Origin of the sequence: Mesorhizobium sp. XAP4 (genome assembly GCF_029269325.1) — a bacterium.
Taxonomy (GTDB): domain Bacteria; phylum Pseudomonadota; class Alphaproteobacteria; order Rhizobiales; family Rhizobiaceae; genus Mesorhizobium; species Mesorhizobium ciceri.
Window position 1 is genome coordinate 1,012,531 of record NZ_JARIXW010000001.1, and the last position, 15,499, is coordinate 1,028,029.

11 protein-coding genes are annotated in these 15,499 nt (G+C 64.2%); 1 reads left to right on the forward strand and 10 read right to left on the reverse strand.

The genetic code is table 11. The features are described from left to right. Positions 1 to 40: 40 nt before the first annotated feature. From P3C39_RS05075 to P3C39_RS05095, 5 genes are read right to left on the reverse strand one after another with little or no spacing between them, the layout of a single operon-like run. Complete coding sequence (locus P3C39_RS05075) at positions 41 to 2,491, reverse strand: FAD-dependent oxidoreductase (RefSeq protein ID WP_275952801.1); 2,451 nt, start codon at positions 2,489 to 2,491, stop codon at positions 41 to 43. Further along, complete coding sequence (locus tag P3C39_RS05080) at positions 2,488 to 3,669, reverse strand: pyridoxal phosphate-dependent aminotransferase (RefSeq protein WP_013531134.1); 1,182 nt, start codon at positions 3,667 to 3,669, stop codon at positions 2,488 to 2,490. The genes P3C39_RS05075 and P3C39_RS05080 overlap by 4 nt, the downstream gene beginning before the upstream one ends. Continuing rightward, positions 3,662 to 4,567, reverse strand: a complete 906-nt coding sequence (locus P3C39_RS05085; protein WP_275952802.1) for a homocysteine S-methyltransferase family protein — start codon at positions 4,565 to 4,567, stop codon at positions 3,662 to 3,664. Before P3C39_RS05085 ends, P3C39_RS05080 begins: the two co-directional genes overlap by 8 nt. Then, positions 4,564 to 7,017 (reverse strand): FAD-dependent oxidoreductase, encoded by a 2,454-nt coding sequence (locus tag P3C39_RS05090; protein ID WP_275952803.1) that lies wholly within the window; start codon positions 7,015 to 7,017, stop codon positions 4,564 to 4,566. Before P3C39_RS05090 ends, P3C39_RS05085 begins: the two co-directional genes overlap by 4 nt. Before the next feature lie 20 nt (positions 7,018 to 7,037). Further along, positions 7,038 to 7,580, reverse strand: a complete 543-nt coding sequence (locus P3C39_RS05095) for an XRE family transcriptional regulator (protein ID WP_275953159.1) — start codon at positions 7,578 to 7,580, stop codon at positions 7,038 to 7,040. 225 nt (positions 7,581 to 7,805) lie between these two features. On the opposite strand from P3C39_RS05095, the gene P3C39_RS05100 reads away from it, so the two are divergent. Beyond that, complete coding sequence (locus P3C39_RS05100) at positions 7,806 to 8,510, forward strand: nitroreductase (RefSeq protein WP_063170259.1); 705 nt, start codon at positions 7,806 to 7,808, stop codon at positions 8,508 to 8,510. Positions 8,511 to 8,521: 11 nt separating this feature from the next. On the opposite strand, the gene P3C39_RS05105 is transcribed toward P3C39_RS05100, so the two are convergent. The 5 genes from P3C39_RS05105 to P3C39_RS05125 all read right to left on the reverse strand — a co-directional run bounded on the left by P3C39_RS05105 (position 8,522) and on the right by P3C39_RS05125 (position 15,281). Next, the gene (locus P3C39_RS05105) at positions 8,522 to 9,964 is read right to left on the reverse strand and encodes an MFS transporter (protein WP_013531139.1); all 1,443 of its coding nucleotides are present in this window, start codon (positions 9,962 to 9,964) and stop codon (positions 8,522 to 8,524) included. Positions 9,965 to 10,137: 173 nt separating this feature from the next. After that, on the reverse strand, positions 10,138 to 10,725 hold the full coding sequence (locus P3C39_RS05110) for a sarcosine oxidase subunit gamma (RefSeq protein ID WP_275952804.1): 588 nt from the start codon (positions 10,723 to 10,725) through the stop codon (positions 10,138 to 10,140). Next, positions 10,718 to 13,711 carry a sarcosine oxidase subunit alpha gene (locus tag P3C39_RS05115; RefSeq protein WP_275952805.1) on the reverse strand — a complete coding sequence of 998 codons (2,994 nt, stop codon included), beginning with the start codon at positions 13,709 to 13,711 and terminating at the stop codon, positions 10,718 to 10,720. The genes P3C39_RS05110 and P3C39_RS05115 overlap by 8 nt, the downstream gene beginning before the upstream one ends. After that, the gene (locus tag P3C39_RS05120; RefSeq protein WP_275952806.1) at positions 13,708 to 14,004 is read right to left on the reverse strand and encodes a sarcosine oxidase subunit delta; all 297 of its coding nucleotides are present in this window, start codon (positions 14,002 to 14,004) and stop codon (positions 13,708 to 13,710) included. The genes P3C39_RS05115 and P3C39_RS05120 overlap by 4 nt, the downstream gene beginning before the upstream one ends. Positions 14,005 to 14,021: 17 nt before the next feature. Further along, positions 14,022 to 15,281: a sarcosine oxidase subunit beta gene (locus tag P3C39_RS05125; RefSeq protein WP_275952807.1), complete on the reverse strand. Its 1,260-nt coding sequence runs from the start codon at positions 15,279 to 15,281 to the stop codon at positions 14,022 to 14,024. Between the last annotated feature and the right edge of the window lie 218 nt (positions 15,282 to 15,499).

Here is a 15,499-nt window from a genome sequence, read left to right on the forward strand (position 1 = left end):
TTTCCCTTCCTTCCCCCACAAAGGGGGAGGCGAGAAGGCACTACATCCTCGTCCGCTCCGATTTCGGATCGTACATCGGCTTCAGCGAGGCTTCCGCCGCAAAACGCTCGCCGGCGATTTCGATCTCATAGGACGACGCCAGCACATCCGCCTCGCTCTCGCCCTCGCAAGGCACATAGCCCAGCCCGACTGCGCCGCCGAGGTGATGGCCGTAATTGCCAGACGTTATCGGACCAACGATCTTACCGTCGCGCAGGATCGCCTCGTTATGGAAGAGCAGGGGTTCCGGATCCTTCAGCCGGAACTGTACGAGCCGGCGTGACAGGCCGGCTTCCTTCTTGCGCAGCACCGCATCACGGCCGATGAAGTCGCCCCTGGCGGTCTTCACCGCGAAGCCGAGGCCGGCTTCCAGCACATTGTCCTCGTCGGTGATGTCATGGCCGAAATGCCGGAACGCTTTTTCGATGCGGCAGGAATCCAGCGTGTGCAGGCCGCAGAGTTTCAGGCCGACATCCACACCTGCCTCCTCGACCACCTCGAAGACATGGACCGCCTGGTCGGTCGAGACATAGAGCTCCCAGCCGAGTTCGCCGACATAGGTGACGCGGTGGGCGCGGGCCAGGCCCATGCCGATTTCGATCTCCTGGAACGTGCCGAACGGATTTTTCTCATTGGAGAAATCGTTCGGGCTGACCTTCTGGATCAGCTTTCTCGCGTCCGGGCCCATCAGGCAGAGCACGCTTTCGGCCGCCGTTACGTCGGTGACGACGACGAACTCGTCGGCGACGTGCTTGCGCAGCCAAGCCAGATCGCGCTGCAGCGTGGCGCCTGGGACGACGAGGAAGAACGCCGTCTCGGACAACCGCGAGACCGTCAGGTCACTCTCGATGCCGCCGCGCTGGTTGAGCATCTGGGTGTAGACGATCTTGCCCGGCGCGACATCCATGTCGTTGGCGCATAGTCTTTGCAGGAAAGCACAGGCGTCGCGGCCCTCGACACGGATCTTGCCGAACGAGGTCATGTCGAACAGGCCGACGCCATTCCTGACCGCAAGGTGTTCCTCGCGCTGGTTGTCGAACCAGTTCTGGCGCTTCCAGGAATAGCGGTATTCGCGCTCCTGGCCCTCGCGGGCGAACCAGTTGGCGCGCTCCCAGCCGGCGACTTCGCCGAAGACAGCGCCGCGCGCCTTCAGATGCTCGTGCAGCGGCGAGCGCCTGACATTGCGCGACGTCGCCATCTGACGATAGGGGAAATGGTCGGCATAGAGCAGGCCAAGCGTTTCGGAGACGCGCTCCTTCAAATAGCGGCGGTTCTTCTGGAACGGCTGGGCGCGGCGGATGTCTACTTCCCACAGGTCGAAGGGGGCTTCGCCGTCATTGATCCACTGCGCCAGCGCCATGCCGGCGCCACCGGAGGAGACGATGCCGATCGAATTGTAGCCGGTCGCCATCCAGTAGCCGGACAGTTCCGGCGCCTCGCCGAGATAGTAGCGGTCGTCGGGCGTAAAACTCTCGGGACCATTGAAGAAGGTGTGGATGCCGGCGGTCGCCAGCATCGGCATGCGGTTGACGCCCATTTCGAGGATCGGCTCGAAATGCTCCATATCCTCCGGCAGTTGGTCGAAGCAGAAATCTTCACGGATGCCGTCCATGCCCCAGGGTTTTGCCACCGGCTCGAAAGCGCCCAGCATCATCTTGCCGGCGTCCTCCTTGTAGTAGGCACACTCGTCGGGCACACGCAGCACCGGCAGGCGGGTGAGGCCGGGGATCGGCTCGGTGACGAGGTAAAAATGCTCGCAGGCGTGCAGCGGGATGGTGACGCCGTTCTGCGCTCCCAGTTCGCGCGCCCACATGCCGGCGCAGTTGACGACGATGTCGGCCTCGATCGTGCCTTGCTCTTCGCCTTGTGTCCAGGACACGCCCGTGACGCGACCGGCCTTGCTGTGGACCTTGGTGACCTTGACGTTCTCGACGATGGTCGCACCGCGCTGGCGCGCGCCCTTGGCCAGTGCCATGGCGATGTTGGCGGGGTCGCACTGGCCGTCGAGCGGCAGATGCACGGCGCCGACGACATCGGAAACATTGAGATGCGGGTACATCTCGCTGACTTCCCTTGGTGAAATCTCGCGCACGTCGACATCGAAGGCACGCGCCAGCGACGCTTGCCTGTAGATCTCGTGCTTGCGCTCCTCGGTCAGCGCCACGGTGATCGAACCGACCTGGCGCATACCGGTGCCGACTTCGGTCTCTGCTTCCAGCTTGACGTAGAGGTCGGCGGAATATTTCGCCAGCCGCGTCATGTTCTGCGAACCGCGCAGCTGGCCGATCAGGCCGGCGGCATGCCATGTCGTGCCCGACGTCAGCTGCTTGCGTTCGAGAAGCACGATATCGGTCCAGCCGAGCTTGGCCAGGTGATAGGCGACCGAGCAGCCGGAAACGCCGCCGCCGATGATGACCGCTCTTGCTTTGGCGGGAACTGCCTTGGCGGTCATGCTGCCTCGCAACGGTAGCTGGAAGCAAAGCGGCGCAGACGAAGTGCAGCTTCCTGCAGCACGGGTTCGGGCTGGCAGAGGCTGATGCGAATGTGGCCGGCGGCCGCCTCGCCGAAGCTGGAGCCGGGCATCACGCCAACCTTTTCCTTGTCGAGCAGGGCCCAGGCGAATTTCTCGTCGTCCGGCTCGACGGCCGAGATGTCGAGCATGACATACATGCCGCCCTCCGAACCGCGCACGGTGACATCGTTCATGCCCCGCACAGCGTCGAGCAAGACGGTGCGGCGTGCCGCGTAGCGTTCGGCGATCTCCTTGACGCCGTAACGGTTCTCCAGCGCCTCGGAACAAGCGATCGAGATGAAGGCCGGCAGGCCGTAGGTCGTCACCAGATTGAGATTGATCATGAGCGTGATCATCTGCTCCGGTCCCGTCAGCCAGCCCATGCGCCAGCCGGTCATGCCGTGGCTCTTGGACATCGAATTGATGACCAGCGTGCGCTCGGCCATTCCTGGCAGCGAGCGCGGCGAGACGTGCTCGCCGCCGCCGAGCGTCCAGTAGACTTCGTCCGACAGCAGCCAGAGGTCGTGCTCCCGGCAGACTTCTGCCAACTGTTCCAGCCGCTCGCGCGAATAGACCGCACCGGTTGGATTGTTCGGCGTGTTGATCAGGATGGCGCGCGTGTTCGGCCGGATTGCCGCGCGGATCATGTCGGCTCGCGGCTGGAAGCCATCCTCGGCCGGTGTCTCGACGACGGTGAAATCAGCGCCAGCGGCGCTGAACGTGTTGGGATAGGTGGCATAATAGGGCGCCACGACGATGGCGTGATCGCCCTGGTCGAGCACGCCCTGCACGGCCGCGTAGAGTGCGGCCTGGCCGCCCGGCGTGGCGATCACCTGATCCGGCGATGTCTCGACGCCGGTGCAGGCGCTCGAGGCCGCGGCCATCGCCTTGCGCAGGCGCGGCAAGCCGGGAAGCGGGGTGTAGTGATGATTGCTGCCGCGAACCGCGGTCACACAGGCTTCGATGGTCTGCGAAGGCGTGTCGAAATCATGGTCGCCAACCGACAGCATGATGATGTCTTCGCCGGCCTCCTTGCGCGTCCAGGCGGCGAAATGGACTTCCCAGCCGTCCTTGCCCGAAGGCACGATGCCGGAAATGCGCGATGATGGTCTAGGCATGCAAAACTCCCGAAATTTCGTAGCCGGCCTGTTCGAGCCGGTCGCGCAGGACGGCGATGTGCGGTGGTCCGACTTCGCAGCAGCCGCCAACGATGCTTGCGCCAGCCTCCACCCAGCCGATCGCCTGGTCGGCATAGGCATCCGGGCCAAGGTCGTGACGAGCGTGCAGCACATCGACGGTGCCGCCGTGCTTAAGTGCTTCGGTTGACGTGAAGCCATTGGCATATGCGCCGACCGGGCCGCCGAGGCCGATCAGTTCAGGCAAAGCCGCGGCGATTGCTTCCGGCCGGCAGCAATTGACCAGCCGCGCGGCGACTGCCAGGCCGTCGAGCGCGCTTGCCGCGGTGGCAATGGCTTCGCCGCTGCGCAGCCGCGGCTTGCCGTGGTCAGCCAGCGTCCACGATACCCATACCGGCTTGCCGCTTTCCGATGCAGCGGTCACCGCTGCGCGGGCTTCGTCCGCCGACGCCATGGTTTCACACAGGAACAGGTCGACGCCATCGGCCTGCTCGGCAACGATGCGGCGGTAAATCTCGAGCGTCTCCTCGAAGGAAATGGTCAGTGCCGGTGCATAGCTGCCGAAAAGCGGCGACAGGCAACCGGCGATGGCTGCATCGCCGGCCTCGTCGCGGGCCTGCCTGGCCAATTCGATGCCGCGCTTCTGCAATGGCTTGAAGAGGTCTTCCGCACCTTCGCGCGCCAGGCGTTCGGGTGTCGCAGAATAGGTGTTGATGGTGATGACACGTGCGCCGGCACGGATGAATTCCGCGTGCAGGTCGCGCACCAGATCCGGTTCGTCGATCAGCACCCTGGCCGACCATAGCGGCGTCGGCTCGGATTGGCTGCGGCGGACCAGTTCCTGGCCCATGCCGCCATCGGTGAGGATGATTTTCTTCATGCGCGCAGCCTTTCGTTCTTCGGATCCCACAGCGGTTCATCCTTCTGCACGATTGCCTGAAAGCGGTCACCGAAGATTTCGACCTCGACTGATGTACCTGGTTTGGCCAGGTCAGCGCGCAGCATGCCGAGCGCGATCGACTTGTCGATGCGATGGCCCCAGCCGCCGGACGTCGTCTCGCCGACGATCTTGCCGTCATGCCAGAGTGTAGAAACTGACGGAGCGTCGCAATCGCCGGGGTTTTCCACCACCAGCGTAACGAAGCGCTTCTTCACGCCTTGCTGCTTTTCGTTCAGCAGTGCCGCCTTGCCACGGAAGTCGGGCTTGTCCCATTTGACGAAGCGTTCGAGCCCGCCCTGCAGGATCGAATAGTCGGTCGACAGGTCGCCCTTCCAGGTGCGGTAGCCTTTCTCAAGCCGGAGCGAATCCAGCGCGTACATGCCGAAAGGCTTCAGCCCGTGCTGCTGGCCTGCGGCGCAGACGGCATCGAAGATGGCGGCGGTGTCGTCGATCCTGGTGTGGATTTCCCAGCCGAGTTCGCCGGCGAAGGAGACGCGCACGAGTTTGGCCCAGCGGCCGGCGATCTTCGTCTCCTGATGCGTCAGCCATGGCAGAGTGAGGTCGGCTTCGCAGACATCGGCGAGGATTTTTCGCGAGTTCGGGCCTGCCAGGATCTGGGTCGAGAATTCCTCGGTCCGGTCGATCAGCTTGAACGGTGCGTCCTTGGGCATGCGCGACTTCAGCCATTCGAAATCATGCCACTGCGCGACCGCCGCGGTGATCAGCGTCATCAGGTTCTCGTCGTGACGCACGACGGACATTTCGGTGACGATGCGGCCCTTGTCGTCGGCGAAATAGACGAGACCGATGCGGCCTGGCTTCGGCACCAGTCCGGTGACCTGCAGGCTCAGCCATTCGGCGGCACCTGGACCATCGAGATTGAAGCGCGAGAACCCAGGCAGGTCCAAAATGCCGGCAGCGTCACGCACGGCCAGGCATTCCTCGCGCACACGATGCTGCCATGGCCCGTCGCGGCGGAAGGTCAGCGTGGCTTCCTCGGAAATGTCATCGCCGTCCTGCGCGTACCAGGTGGCGCGCTCCCAGCCATTATAGGCATCGAAGCGGCCACCGAGCGCCTTGATGCGATCGTGGATCGGCGACAGCTTGCGGTCGCGGCCTTCCGGCCAGGCATGGCGCGGGAACTGGATGGCGTATTCGTTGCCGTAGATCTCCATGCCCTTGGCGACGCAATAGTCCGGCGCCGCGGCATAGGAAGTGAAGCGGCGCGGGTCGCACGACCACATGTCCCATTCGGTCCGGCCCTCGGTCACCCATTCGGCCAGCACCTTGCCGGCGCCGCCACCCTGGGCGATGCCGAAGGTGAAGACGCAGGCCTCGAAAGCATTGGGAACGCCAGGCATCGGACCGATCAGCGGATTGCCGTCCGGCGTGTAGGGGATCGGCCCGTTGATCACCTTGGACAGGCCGGCCGTGCCAAGGATCGGCACGCGGGCGACGGCGTCGGCCAGATAATGTTCCAGCCGGTCGAGATCGTCGGGGAACAGCTGGAAGGAAAAGTCCTCCGGCATCGGGTCATTGTGGGTGGCCCAATGCGCGCGGCAATTGCGCTCATAGGGGCCGAGATTCATGCCGTTCTTCTCCTGGCGCAGGTAGTAGGAGGTGTCGACGTCGCGCAGCAACGGCAGTTTCTTGCCTTGTTCCTTCGACCATGCCGCGAGTTCGGGGATCTCCTCGAACAGGATGTACTGATGGCTCATCACCATCATCGGCACGTCGCGGCCGAACATCCGGCCGACTTCGGCGGCGCGGTAGCCGGCGGCATTGACGACGATCTCGCAGCGGATCTCGCCCTGTGCCGTCTCGACCACCCACTCGTCGTTCTCGCGGCGCACGCCTGTGACCGGGCAGAAGCGGATAATCTTCGCGCCCATGTCGCGCGCACCCTTGGCCAGCGCCTGGGTGAGTTGCGCCGGATCGATGTCGCCGTCGCTCGGGTCGTAGAGCGCGCCTTTCAGCTCATGCGTCTCGATGAAGGGATAGCGACGCTGGATCTCGTCGACACCGACAATGTCTATGTCCATACCCTGGTAGAGGCCCATGCCCTTGGCGCGCTGGAATTCCTGCATGCGCTCGAGCGAGTGGGCAAGGCGAAGCGAGCCGGTGACGTGATAGTTCATGGGGTAGTCGACCGCGTCGGCCAGCCCGCGATAAAGCTCGGTCGAATAGCGCTGCATGTTCATCAGCGACCAGGACGAGGAGAAGGTCGGCACGTTGCCGGCGGCATGCCAGGTCGAGCCGGAGGTCAGCTCGTTCTTCTCGAGCAGCACGCAGTCGGTCCAGCCCGCCTTGGCGAGATGATAGAGCGCGGAGGTGCCGACGGCGCCGCCTCCGATGATCACCACGCGCGCCGTGCTCGGCAAACCCGCCATGTTCTTCTCCAAACTTGAACTCAATAGACGGGTGGTGAAACCACCCAGATGACAATTGCCGGCTCGGCACCCGGATTGCGCCAGCGGTAGGGCTTGCCTTCGAAGCGAAAGGAGTCGCCCTCGCCAAGCCGATGCCAGACACCTCCGATCTCGATGTCGAACAGTCCGGACGCGACGTATCCGGCTTCCTCGGTCGGCCGCTGCGCCTCGGCCTTCAGTTCCGCGCCCGGCGCGAAGACCGAACGCACCATCTCGAAGCTACCGCCGAGATCGGGCGACAGAAGCTCCTCCACCAGGCCGGATTCGCTTGTGCCAAGCGTGCGGCGCCTGCCGGCGCGCACGACCACGCCGCGCTCGCTTTCGACAGGTACGTCATGGCTGAAGAACAGGCTGATCGGCACGCCGAACAGTTCGGCGAAGGCTCTGAGGTCACCGAGCGACGGCGTCGACAGGCCACGCTCGACCTGGCTGACCCAGCCGACCGAACGGCCTAGCTTCAGGCCGATCTCGGCGAGCGTCAGCCTGCGCGCCTTGCGCAGGGCCCTGATGTCGCCGGCCAGCACGCGTTCGTCAGGTCCCTGCAATGTTCTTGCGGTAGTCGAAGGCAAAACGCTCTCTTTATGAAAAATCACCGACAAATTTCATGAGAAATCAAGCTCATGAAAAAATCAAGCAGATTTTCACGGATGCACAAGATTTGCTTGCGCGATTTTGACGGTTCATGCAAAGGCTCCGCCGAGAGCGGCGAGTGGGGACGTCCGATCGAGACAAAGGGTAAGGGACGGCCCATGCTGGAAAATAACCCCCGAATCGAGGGCGACGCCGAGATTGTCGACGAGGCGATCCTGTCGCGCCGTTCGGTGCGCGCATTCCTGCCCGACATGGTCGAAGACGACACCATCCGCGCCATTCTGGCGGTTGCGGCGCGCGCCCCATCCGGCACCAACATGCAGCCATGGAAGGTCTATGTCACCAAGGGCGAGAGCAAGCAGCGCATATCGGACGCCATTCTCAATTCCGGCATTCGCGCCGAAAAAGCCGATTGGGACGAGTACCGGTATTATCCCACGCAGTTCTTCGAGCCGTATCTGACGCGACGTCGCGCCAACGGTTTCGGCCTCTATGGCGCGCTCGGCATCGGTCGCCGCGAGGTCGACAAGATGCGCGCCCAGCACGACCGCAACTTCGTCTTCTTCGACGCGCCGGTCGGCATGATCTTCACCATCGATCGCCGCCTCAACCAGGGTTCATGGATCGATTACGGCATGTTCCTGCAGAACATCATGGTCGCGGCTAGAGGCAGGGGTCTGCACACCTGTCCGCAGGCGGCGTTCGCGCCCTATCACCGGCAGATCAGGCCGGTGCTCGACATTCCCGACGAAGAGATCGTCGTCTGCGGCATGGCGCTTGGTTATGAAGATACGTCAAAACCTGAAAACGCCTTCCGCACCGACCGCGTGCCGCTGCAAGAGTGGGTGACGTTCAGCGAATAAGCCAGCCAGCCTCATTCCGTGTTCATCTGTGCGCCGTGGCCGCTGACATGGGCGCCGTCCTGGGGTGTCAGCTTGAGATAGGCGAGCAGCGCGCAGAGCGTGATGATGCCCTCGATCACGAACAGGATGCGGAAATCGTCGGCGACGGCGGGGCCGCCGCCCGCCAGAAACGACAATGCCGCGGCGGCCAGGCCGACGCTGATCGCCACCGCCAGCTGCCATAATATGTAATAGAGCGCGCTGAAACGGGCGAGCTGCTCGGGCGCGATGTCGGAATAGGCGAGGTTGCCGGTCGAGGCCCATTGCGCGGAGCGGAAGACGCCGAAGACGAAGATGTAAGTGAGCACGATCCACACCGGCGTCGTCGCCTGCATCAGCGCGAAGCCGGCAACCAGGGCGGCGACGATGGGCGTGTTGTAGACCAGCACGCGGCGAAAGCCGAAACGGTTGAGGACACGCGGCATGAAGAACCGCATGGCCACCGAGCCGACCGCGGCGACGAAGGTCAGCGATCCCGCCTGCACCGCGCTCATGCCGAAGCCGAGCTGGAACATCAGCGGCAGCAGGAAGACGACCGAGCTAAGGCCGATCGTGTCCAGCCCGCCACCGGTGAGGAACGAAATGCGGAAGGTACGGATGCGCAACAGCTTGAGATCGAGCAGCGGATTGCGCACGCGCAGGCAGTAGAACGAGGCGATGGTCAGGATGACGAGCGCCAGCGCCAGTTCGCCGGCGATGATGCCGCCCGCGGCGTCCTTGGCGGCAAGCGAATCCATGCCGAAGACCAGCAGGACCATGCCGCTGCCGACCAGCAGGAAGCCCGGAAAATCGAACGGCGTGCGCACGGGCTTGGTCATCGTCGGAAACAGCGAGGCGGCAAGAATTGCCGCCGCCAGCGCGAACGGCACGTTGATGAAGAAGATCCAGCGCCAGGAAATGTAGGTGGTCAGCGCACCGCCGACGAGCGGACCGACCAACGGTCCGGACTGGCCGGCCAGCGAGATGTACATGTTGATCTTGAGCGTTCGGCTGCGCGGAAAAGTCGACAGGATGACGACCTGGCCTAGTGTGCCCATCAAGGCGCCGCCGAAGCCTTGCAATGCACGCGCACCAACCAGCGTCCAGATGTTGTCGGACAGCCCGCAAAGCGCCGACGAGGCGGCGAACACCAGCAAGGCAAAGCAGTAGACGTTGCGCAGGCCGAAGCGGTCGGCGGCCCAGCCGCCAAGCGGCATCGAGATGATCAGGCTGGCGACATAGACGGTGATCAGCAGGCCGAGCTGGCTGGGCGGACGGCCGAGGCTTTCGCTGATGCCCGGCAGCGCGGTCACCACGACATTCTGGTCGAGGCTGGTCATAAACACGCCGCAGGCGACCGTCAGCGGCAGCAGGAGCAAGGCTCTGGCCGGCACATCGGCGCGATCCGTGGCGCCGGCGGATAGTTCTGCGGTCATGGAGATGTTCGAACCAAACGAATGTGCCGACTCTTGAAGAAGGGATTTCATATCCCTGGGCCGGTTGGGCGGCCGCGTTTTCGCACCATGGGCGCCTGCGGCCTGATTCTCTAGCGGCAGAAACGGCTGGCGTTGATGCCAGAAGCAGGAGCGATGCGACCGTTCGGCGCCGCCTATTGCACCTCGTAGCCGACTTCCTCGCTGGCGTGGCAGAGCGCCTTCCAGAACGAGCGTGCAAACGAGCGGAAGACATAGATGTCGAACTGGTCGGCGCCGGTGCGCTGGATCTGGGCGAAGACGTCGTGATGAGCGGTCGAGCGGCCGGCGCCATTGGGAAAGGCCGGCAGCGAAAAGTCGATGGCGAAGAATTTCGCCAGCACCCATTCGGCCTTCGGCCCGGCAATGCGGATGGCGGTGCGGCCGTGCGAGAGATCGGTCACCGTGCCGATGGCCGAGGTCACCACCTTGGCAAAGGCAGCGGCCAGCCCTTCGGCCTCGTCGGCAACGGTGAACTTCCCCGGCGCGAAGCCGAACACTGACCTGACCCCGTCGCTCACTCCGCCGCCGGCGCCATCGGGAAGCGCCAGCCCGGTGACGGTGCGGATGGCTGCGATCAGCCTCTTCTCCTCGCCGGGCCAGGCGGCGAGTTGCACGATCGAGCCCGGCCTCGTCTCGGTCAGGATGATCTCGACGCCATGCTCGAAATTGCCGTGCGAGCCGACGTGAAATTCCGGCTCAAGCGGGGATTGGTGCTCAACCATGCATGCGGCTCCCGTCCGGATCGAAGAAGTGGTTGGAGACGATCTCGACCGGTCCGAACCGGTTGCGCAAGGGATCGGAGACGTGGGCGCGCGTGCCGTGCCGTGCCTTGCCGCCCTCGATCAGCGCCAGCGCGATATGTCTGCCGAGCGCCGGCGAATAGCAGCAGGCGGTGATATGGCCGATGGAGTCGTGCGGATTGGCTTCGTCAACCTCCTCGACGATGTGGGCGCCACCGTTGAGCGGCCGGTTATCGAGGGCGATCAGGCCGACCAGTTCGAGGCGGTCCGATGCGATCAAGCCTTCGCGGTCCATCATCGCCGAGCCGATGAACGGCTTCTTCTTCGACAGCATCCAGTCGAGATGCAGGTCGCGCGCCGTGGTGCGGCCGTCGATCTCGGCGCCGGTGACATGGCCCTTTTCGATGCGCATGGTGCCCAATGCCTCAAGACCGTAGGTGACCAGCCCGAACGGCTTGCCGGCTTCGACAAGCGCTTTCCAGACATGGGTGCCATGGCCGGCGCCGGAATAGACCTCGAAGGCCATTTCACCGGAGAAGGACAGCCGGCAGATCATCACCGGCACGCCTGATATTTCGCCGCGCACGATACCCATGAAGGGCAAGGTGGCGTTGTCGACCGACGTGCCGGTGACACAGGCGGCGAGGATCTGCCTGGCCTTCGGGCCGCCGATCGCGGCACCTGCCCATTCGTCTGTCACCGAGGTGACGTGGACTTTCAGCTCCGGCCAGATCACGTCGAGGAAATATTCCAGATGCTGCATCACCTTGCCGGCGTTGGCCGTGGTGGTGGTCATCAGAAAATCCTGCTCGCCGAGCCGCCAGGTGGTGCCATCGTCGAAGGCGAGGCCGTCCTCGCGCAGCATCAGCCCGTAGCGGGCCTTGCCGACGGCCAGCGTCGAAAACATGTTGGTGTAGACGCGGTCGAGGAATGCGGCGGCATCAGGGCCTTGCACCGCGATCTTACCCAGTGTCGAGACATCGACGATGCCGGCGCTTTCGCGCGTCGCCTTGGCTTCGCGCACATAGGCCTGCTCGACCGTTTCGCCTGAAAGCCCATAGATCATCGGCCGGTACCAGAGGCCGGCGGAATACATCGTCGCGCCATTGGCCAGATGCCAGTCATGCATCGGCGTCAATCGTTCTGGCTTCAGGTCGCCAAAACGCTCGGCAGCCAGCGAGCCGATCGACACCGGAGCAAAGGGCGGCCGGAAGCGTGTCGTGCCGACCTCGGGGATCGGCTTGCCCAGCGCCTCGGCCATGATGGCAAGGCCAGGCACGTTGGAGCTCTTGCCCTGGTCGGTCGCCATGCCGAGCGTGGTGTAGCGCTTGAGATGCTCGACCGAGACAAAGCCTTCCCGGTGAGCCAGCCGCACGTCCTCGGCCGTGACGTCGTGCTGGAAATCGACAAAGCTCTTGCCCTTGGCCCTGATCTCGAACACCGGGGCGGGGTCGGGATCGCCAGGCACTGCTTCGACGGTCGGCAGCATGGACGGTGTGCTCTGCCCGCCTGCGGCGGCGAGGCCGGCGGCGCGGCCTTCGGCGATGGCTTCGGCCGTCGAGAAGCTTCCGGTGAAGGCGCCTGCGCCGATCCAGCTCTGTGTCGGCTTTGGCGGCAGGAAAGCCTGCCGCGCGGCGTTCCATTCTGCCTTGGCGCCGGCCTGGCTGGCCAGATGGATGGTCGGCGACCAGCCGCCGGACATCAGCAGGCAATCGGCATGGATACTGCGTGCATCACCGATGAGTGCCCCATTGGCCATGTCGAAGCGCTGCAGCTTGAGGCCGGACAGCGCCTTGCCGCCTTCGGTGGCGACGACGGCATGGCCGGCAAAGATCTCTGCCTCGGCTTCCGCGGCCAGCTTGCGCATCTCCGGCGAAAGTTCCGGCCTGACATCGGCGATGGCGACGACCGCGGCGCCGGCCTTCTTCAAGGCGACAGCCGCCCGATAGGCGCTGTCATTGTTGGTGAACAACGCGATCCGCTCGCCCGGCAGCACGCCGAATTCGTTGGCATAGCGCTCGGCGGCATGCGCCAGCATCACGCCTGGCCGGTCATTGCCGGGGAAGATGAGCGGCCGCTCGAACGCACCAGTGGCGAGGACCACGGATTTGGCGCGGATCGCCCAATAGCGATGGCGCGGCTCGCCCTTGCCGGGGTGCTCCTTATGGTCGCTGACCCGTTCGAGCGCGGCAAGCGTGTTGTTGTCGTAGTAACCCCACACCGTGGTGCGCGGCAGAAGCCGGACATTGTCGCGGCCTGCGAGCTGGGCGACGGTGCGCCGCGCCCAATCGGCGGCAGGCGCGCCATCGATCGTTTCCTCGGACCAGTTGGCCGAACCGCCGAAATGCGGCTCGAGATCGGCCAGCATGACGCGCGCACCCTGATCGGCGGCGGCCTTGGTGGCCATCAGGCCGGCCGGCCCCGAGCCGACGACCAGCACGTCGCAAAAGGCGTTCATGCGTTCGTAGCGGGCCGGGTCTTTCGCCGATCCGGCACTGCCGAGACCGGCTGCGCGGCGGATGAAGTGTTCGCAGAACATCCAGAAACGCGTGCCCTTGAGCGGGCCGAACACCGGTCCCATGAAGGTCTTGTAGTAGAACCCGGCCGACAGGATCTTGCCGCCGAGCTGGTTGACGGCGTTGATGTCCCAGGCAAGCGAGGGAAAGCGGTTCTGGCTGATGGCAACCAGCCCGTCATGGATCTCGACCATGGTCGCTGGAATGTTGGGCTCGCGAACCTCGCCCTTCAGCACCGTCACCAGCGCGTTGGGTTCCTCGACGCCTGCGGTGAGCAGGCCGCGTGGGCGGTGGTATTTGAACGAACGCCCGTACAACGTGACGCCCTTGGCCAGCAGGGCTGACGCCAGCGTGTCGCCGGCATGGCCAGTGTAGGCCGTGCCATCGAAGGTGAAGCGGATGGTTTTCAGCCGGTCGATGCGGCCGCCGGTGTCGGCACGGCGCGGGCTCATGCCTTGTCCTCCGCCTTGCGGCGCGCGGCCGGCCCATGATCGCCCCGCGCAAAGGCAACGCTGGAAATCTCATGCGTCAGCGTGTTGCGCACGACCTTGAGATACGCGCGGCAGCCGCCGGAATGTTGCCAGATCTCATTGTGGTCGCCGGCCGGATTCAGCCGGTCATAGACATAGGCGTTCCACGCCTCGAAATTCTGCGAGGCGGGGTCGGGACGCTCACGATTGCCGTCACCCTGATAGGTGAACTCGATGACGTCGCGCGGGCCGCAATAGGGGCAAGTGATCAACATTGGACTCTACCTATTGCCTAATGCAGCCGCGGGTTTGCACCCTGGCCCTTGTCGTCGATCAGCAGTCCGCGGTGGAAGCGGTCGAGCGTGAAGGGCGCGTTGAGGTCGTGCGGCTGGTCCTTGGCGATGGTCCAGGCGAAGCACCAGCCGGAAGCCGGCGTCGCCTTGAAGCCGCCATAGCACCAGCCGCAGTTGAGATACATGCCGGGCAGGGGGCCGGCGGTGATGATCGGCGAGCCGTCCATCGACATATCGCAAACACCGCCCCAGGAGCGCAGCATGCGCACGCGCGCGAGTCCCGGAAACAACGCCAGCATTTCACTCATCACCTCGTCGACGACAGGCAGATTGCCGCGCTGGGCGTAGCTGTTGTAGCCGTCGATGTCGCCGCCATAGATGAGGCCGCCCTTGTCCGACTGCGACATGTAGAAATGGCCCATGCCGAAGGTGACGACCGTGTCGATGAAGGGCTTCAGCGATTCCGTGACGAAGGCCTGCAGCACATGGCTCTCGATCGGCATCGTCTCGATGCCGGCCATCTGCATGACGCGTCCGGTGCTGCCGGCGACCGCCACGGCCACCTTCCTGGCGCGGATGTCGCCGCGCGAAGTGGTGACGCCGGATATGCGGTCGCCGTCGCGCAGGAAGCCGGTGACCTCGCAATTTTCGATGATGTCGACGCCGCGCCGGTCGGCGCCGCGCGCATAGCCCCAGGCCACCGCATCGTGGCGGGCGGTGCCTGCGCGGCGCTGCATCAGGCCGCCGACCACCGGGAAGCGAGCGCTGTCGGAGATATCGAGCGCCGGAATCAGGCGTTTGATCTCAGCCTTCGTCATCAGTTCGGCATCGACGCCGAGATGGCGCATGGCGTTGCCGCGCCTTGCATAGTCGTCGAACTGGGCCGGCGTGTGCGCCAGGTTCAGGCAGCCGCGCTGCGAGAACATGACATTGTAGTTGAGCTCGTGCGACAGGTTCTCCCACAGCTTCATCGAGTGTTCGTAGAAGCGGGTGTTGGCAGGCAGCAGATAATTCGAGCGCACGGCCGTGGTGTTGCGGCCGACATTGCCGGAACCGAGCCAGCCCTTTTCCACAACGGCGACATTGGTGATGCCGTGTTCCTTGGCAAGATAATAGGCGGTCGCCAGCCCATGACCGCCGCCACCGATGATGATGACGTCATAGGACGCCTTCGGGTCAGGCTTGCGCCATGCCGGCTTCCAATCCTTGTTTCCCTTGAGCGCGTTCGCGAGCAGCGAAAAGGCCGAGTACTCTGCCATTGATGTCATCCGGTTCGGGCGATGCGGCAGACTATAGAGCAGGCCGCATCCGCAAAGCCAATATTGCGCCATCGCCTTTCGACTGGCCGACGCCCGGGATGGGATCACTCGGCGTGAGTGATCGGTTGGGGCCAATGATCGGATGGGCTCGCGATACGACGGCTTGCCCCATGATAGGGCCGTCTTTATCAAGGACAGGCTTTCAAATTGCCTTTGCC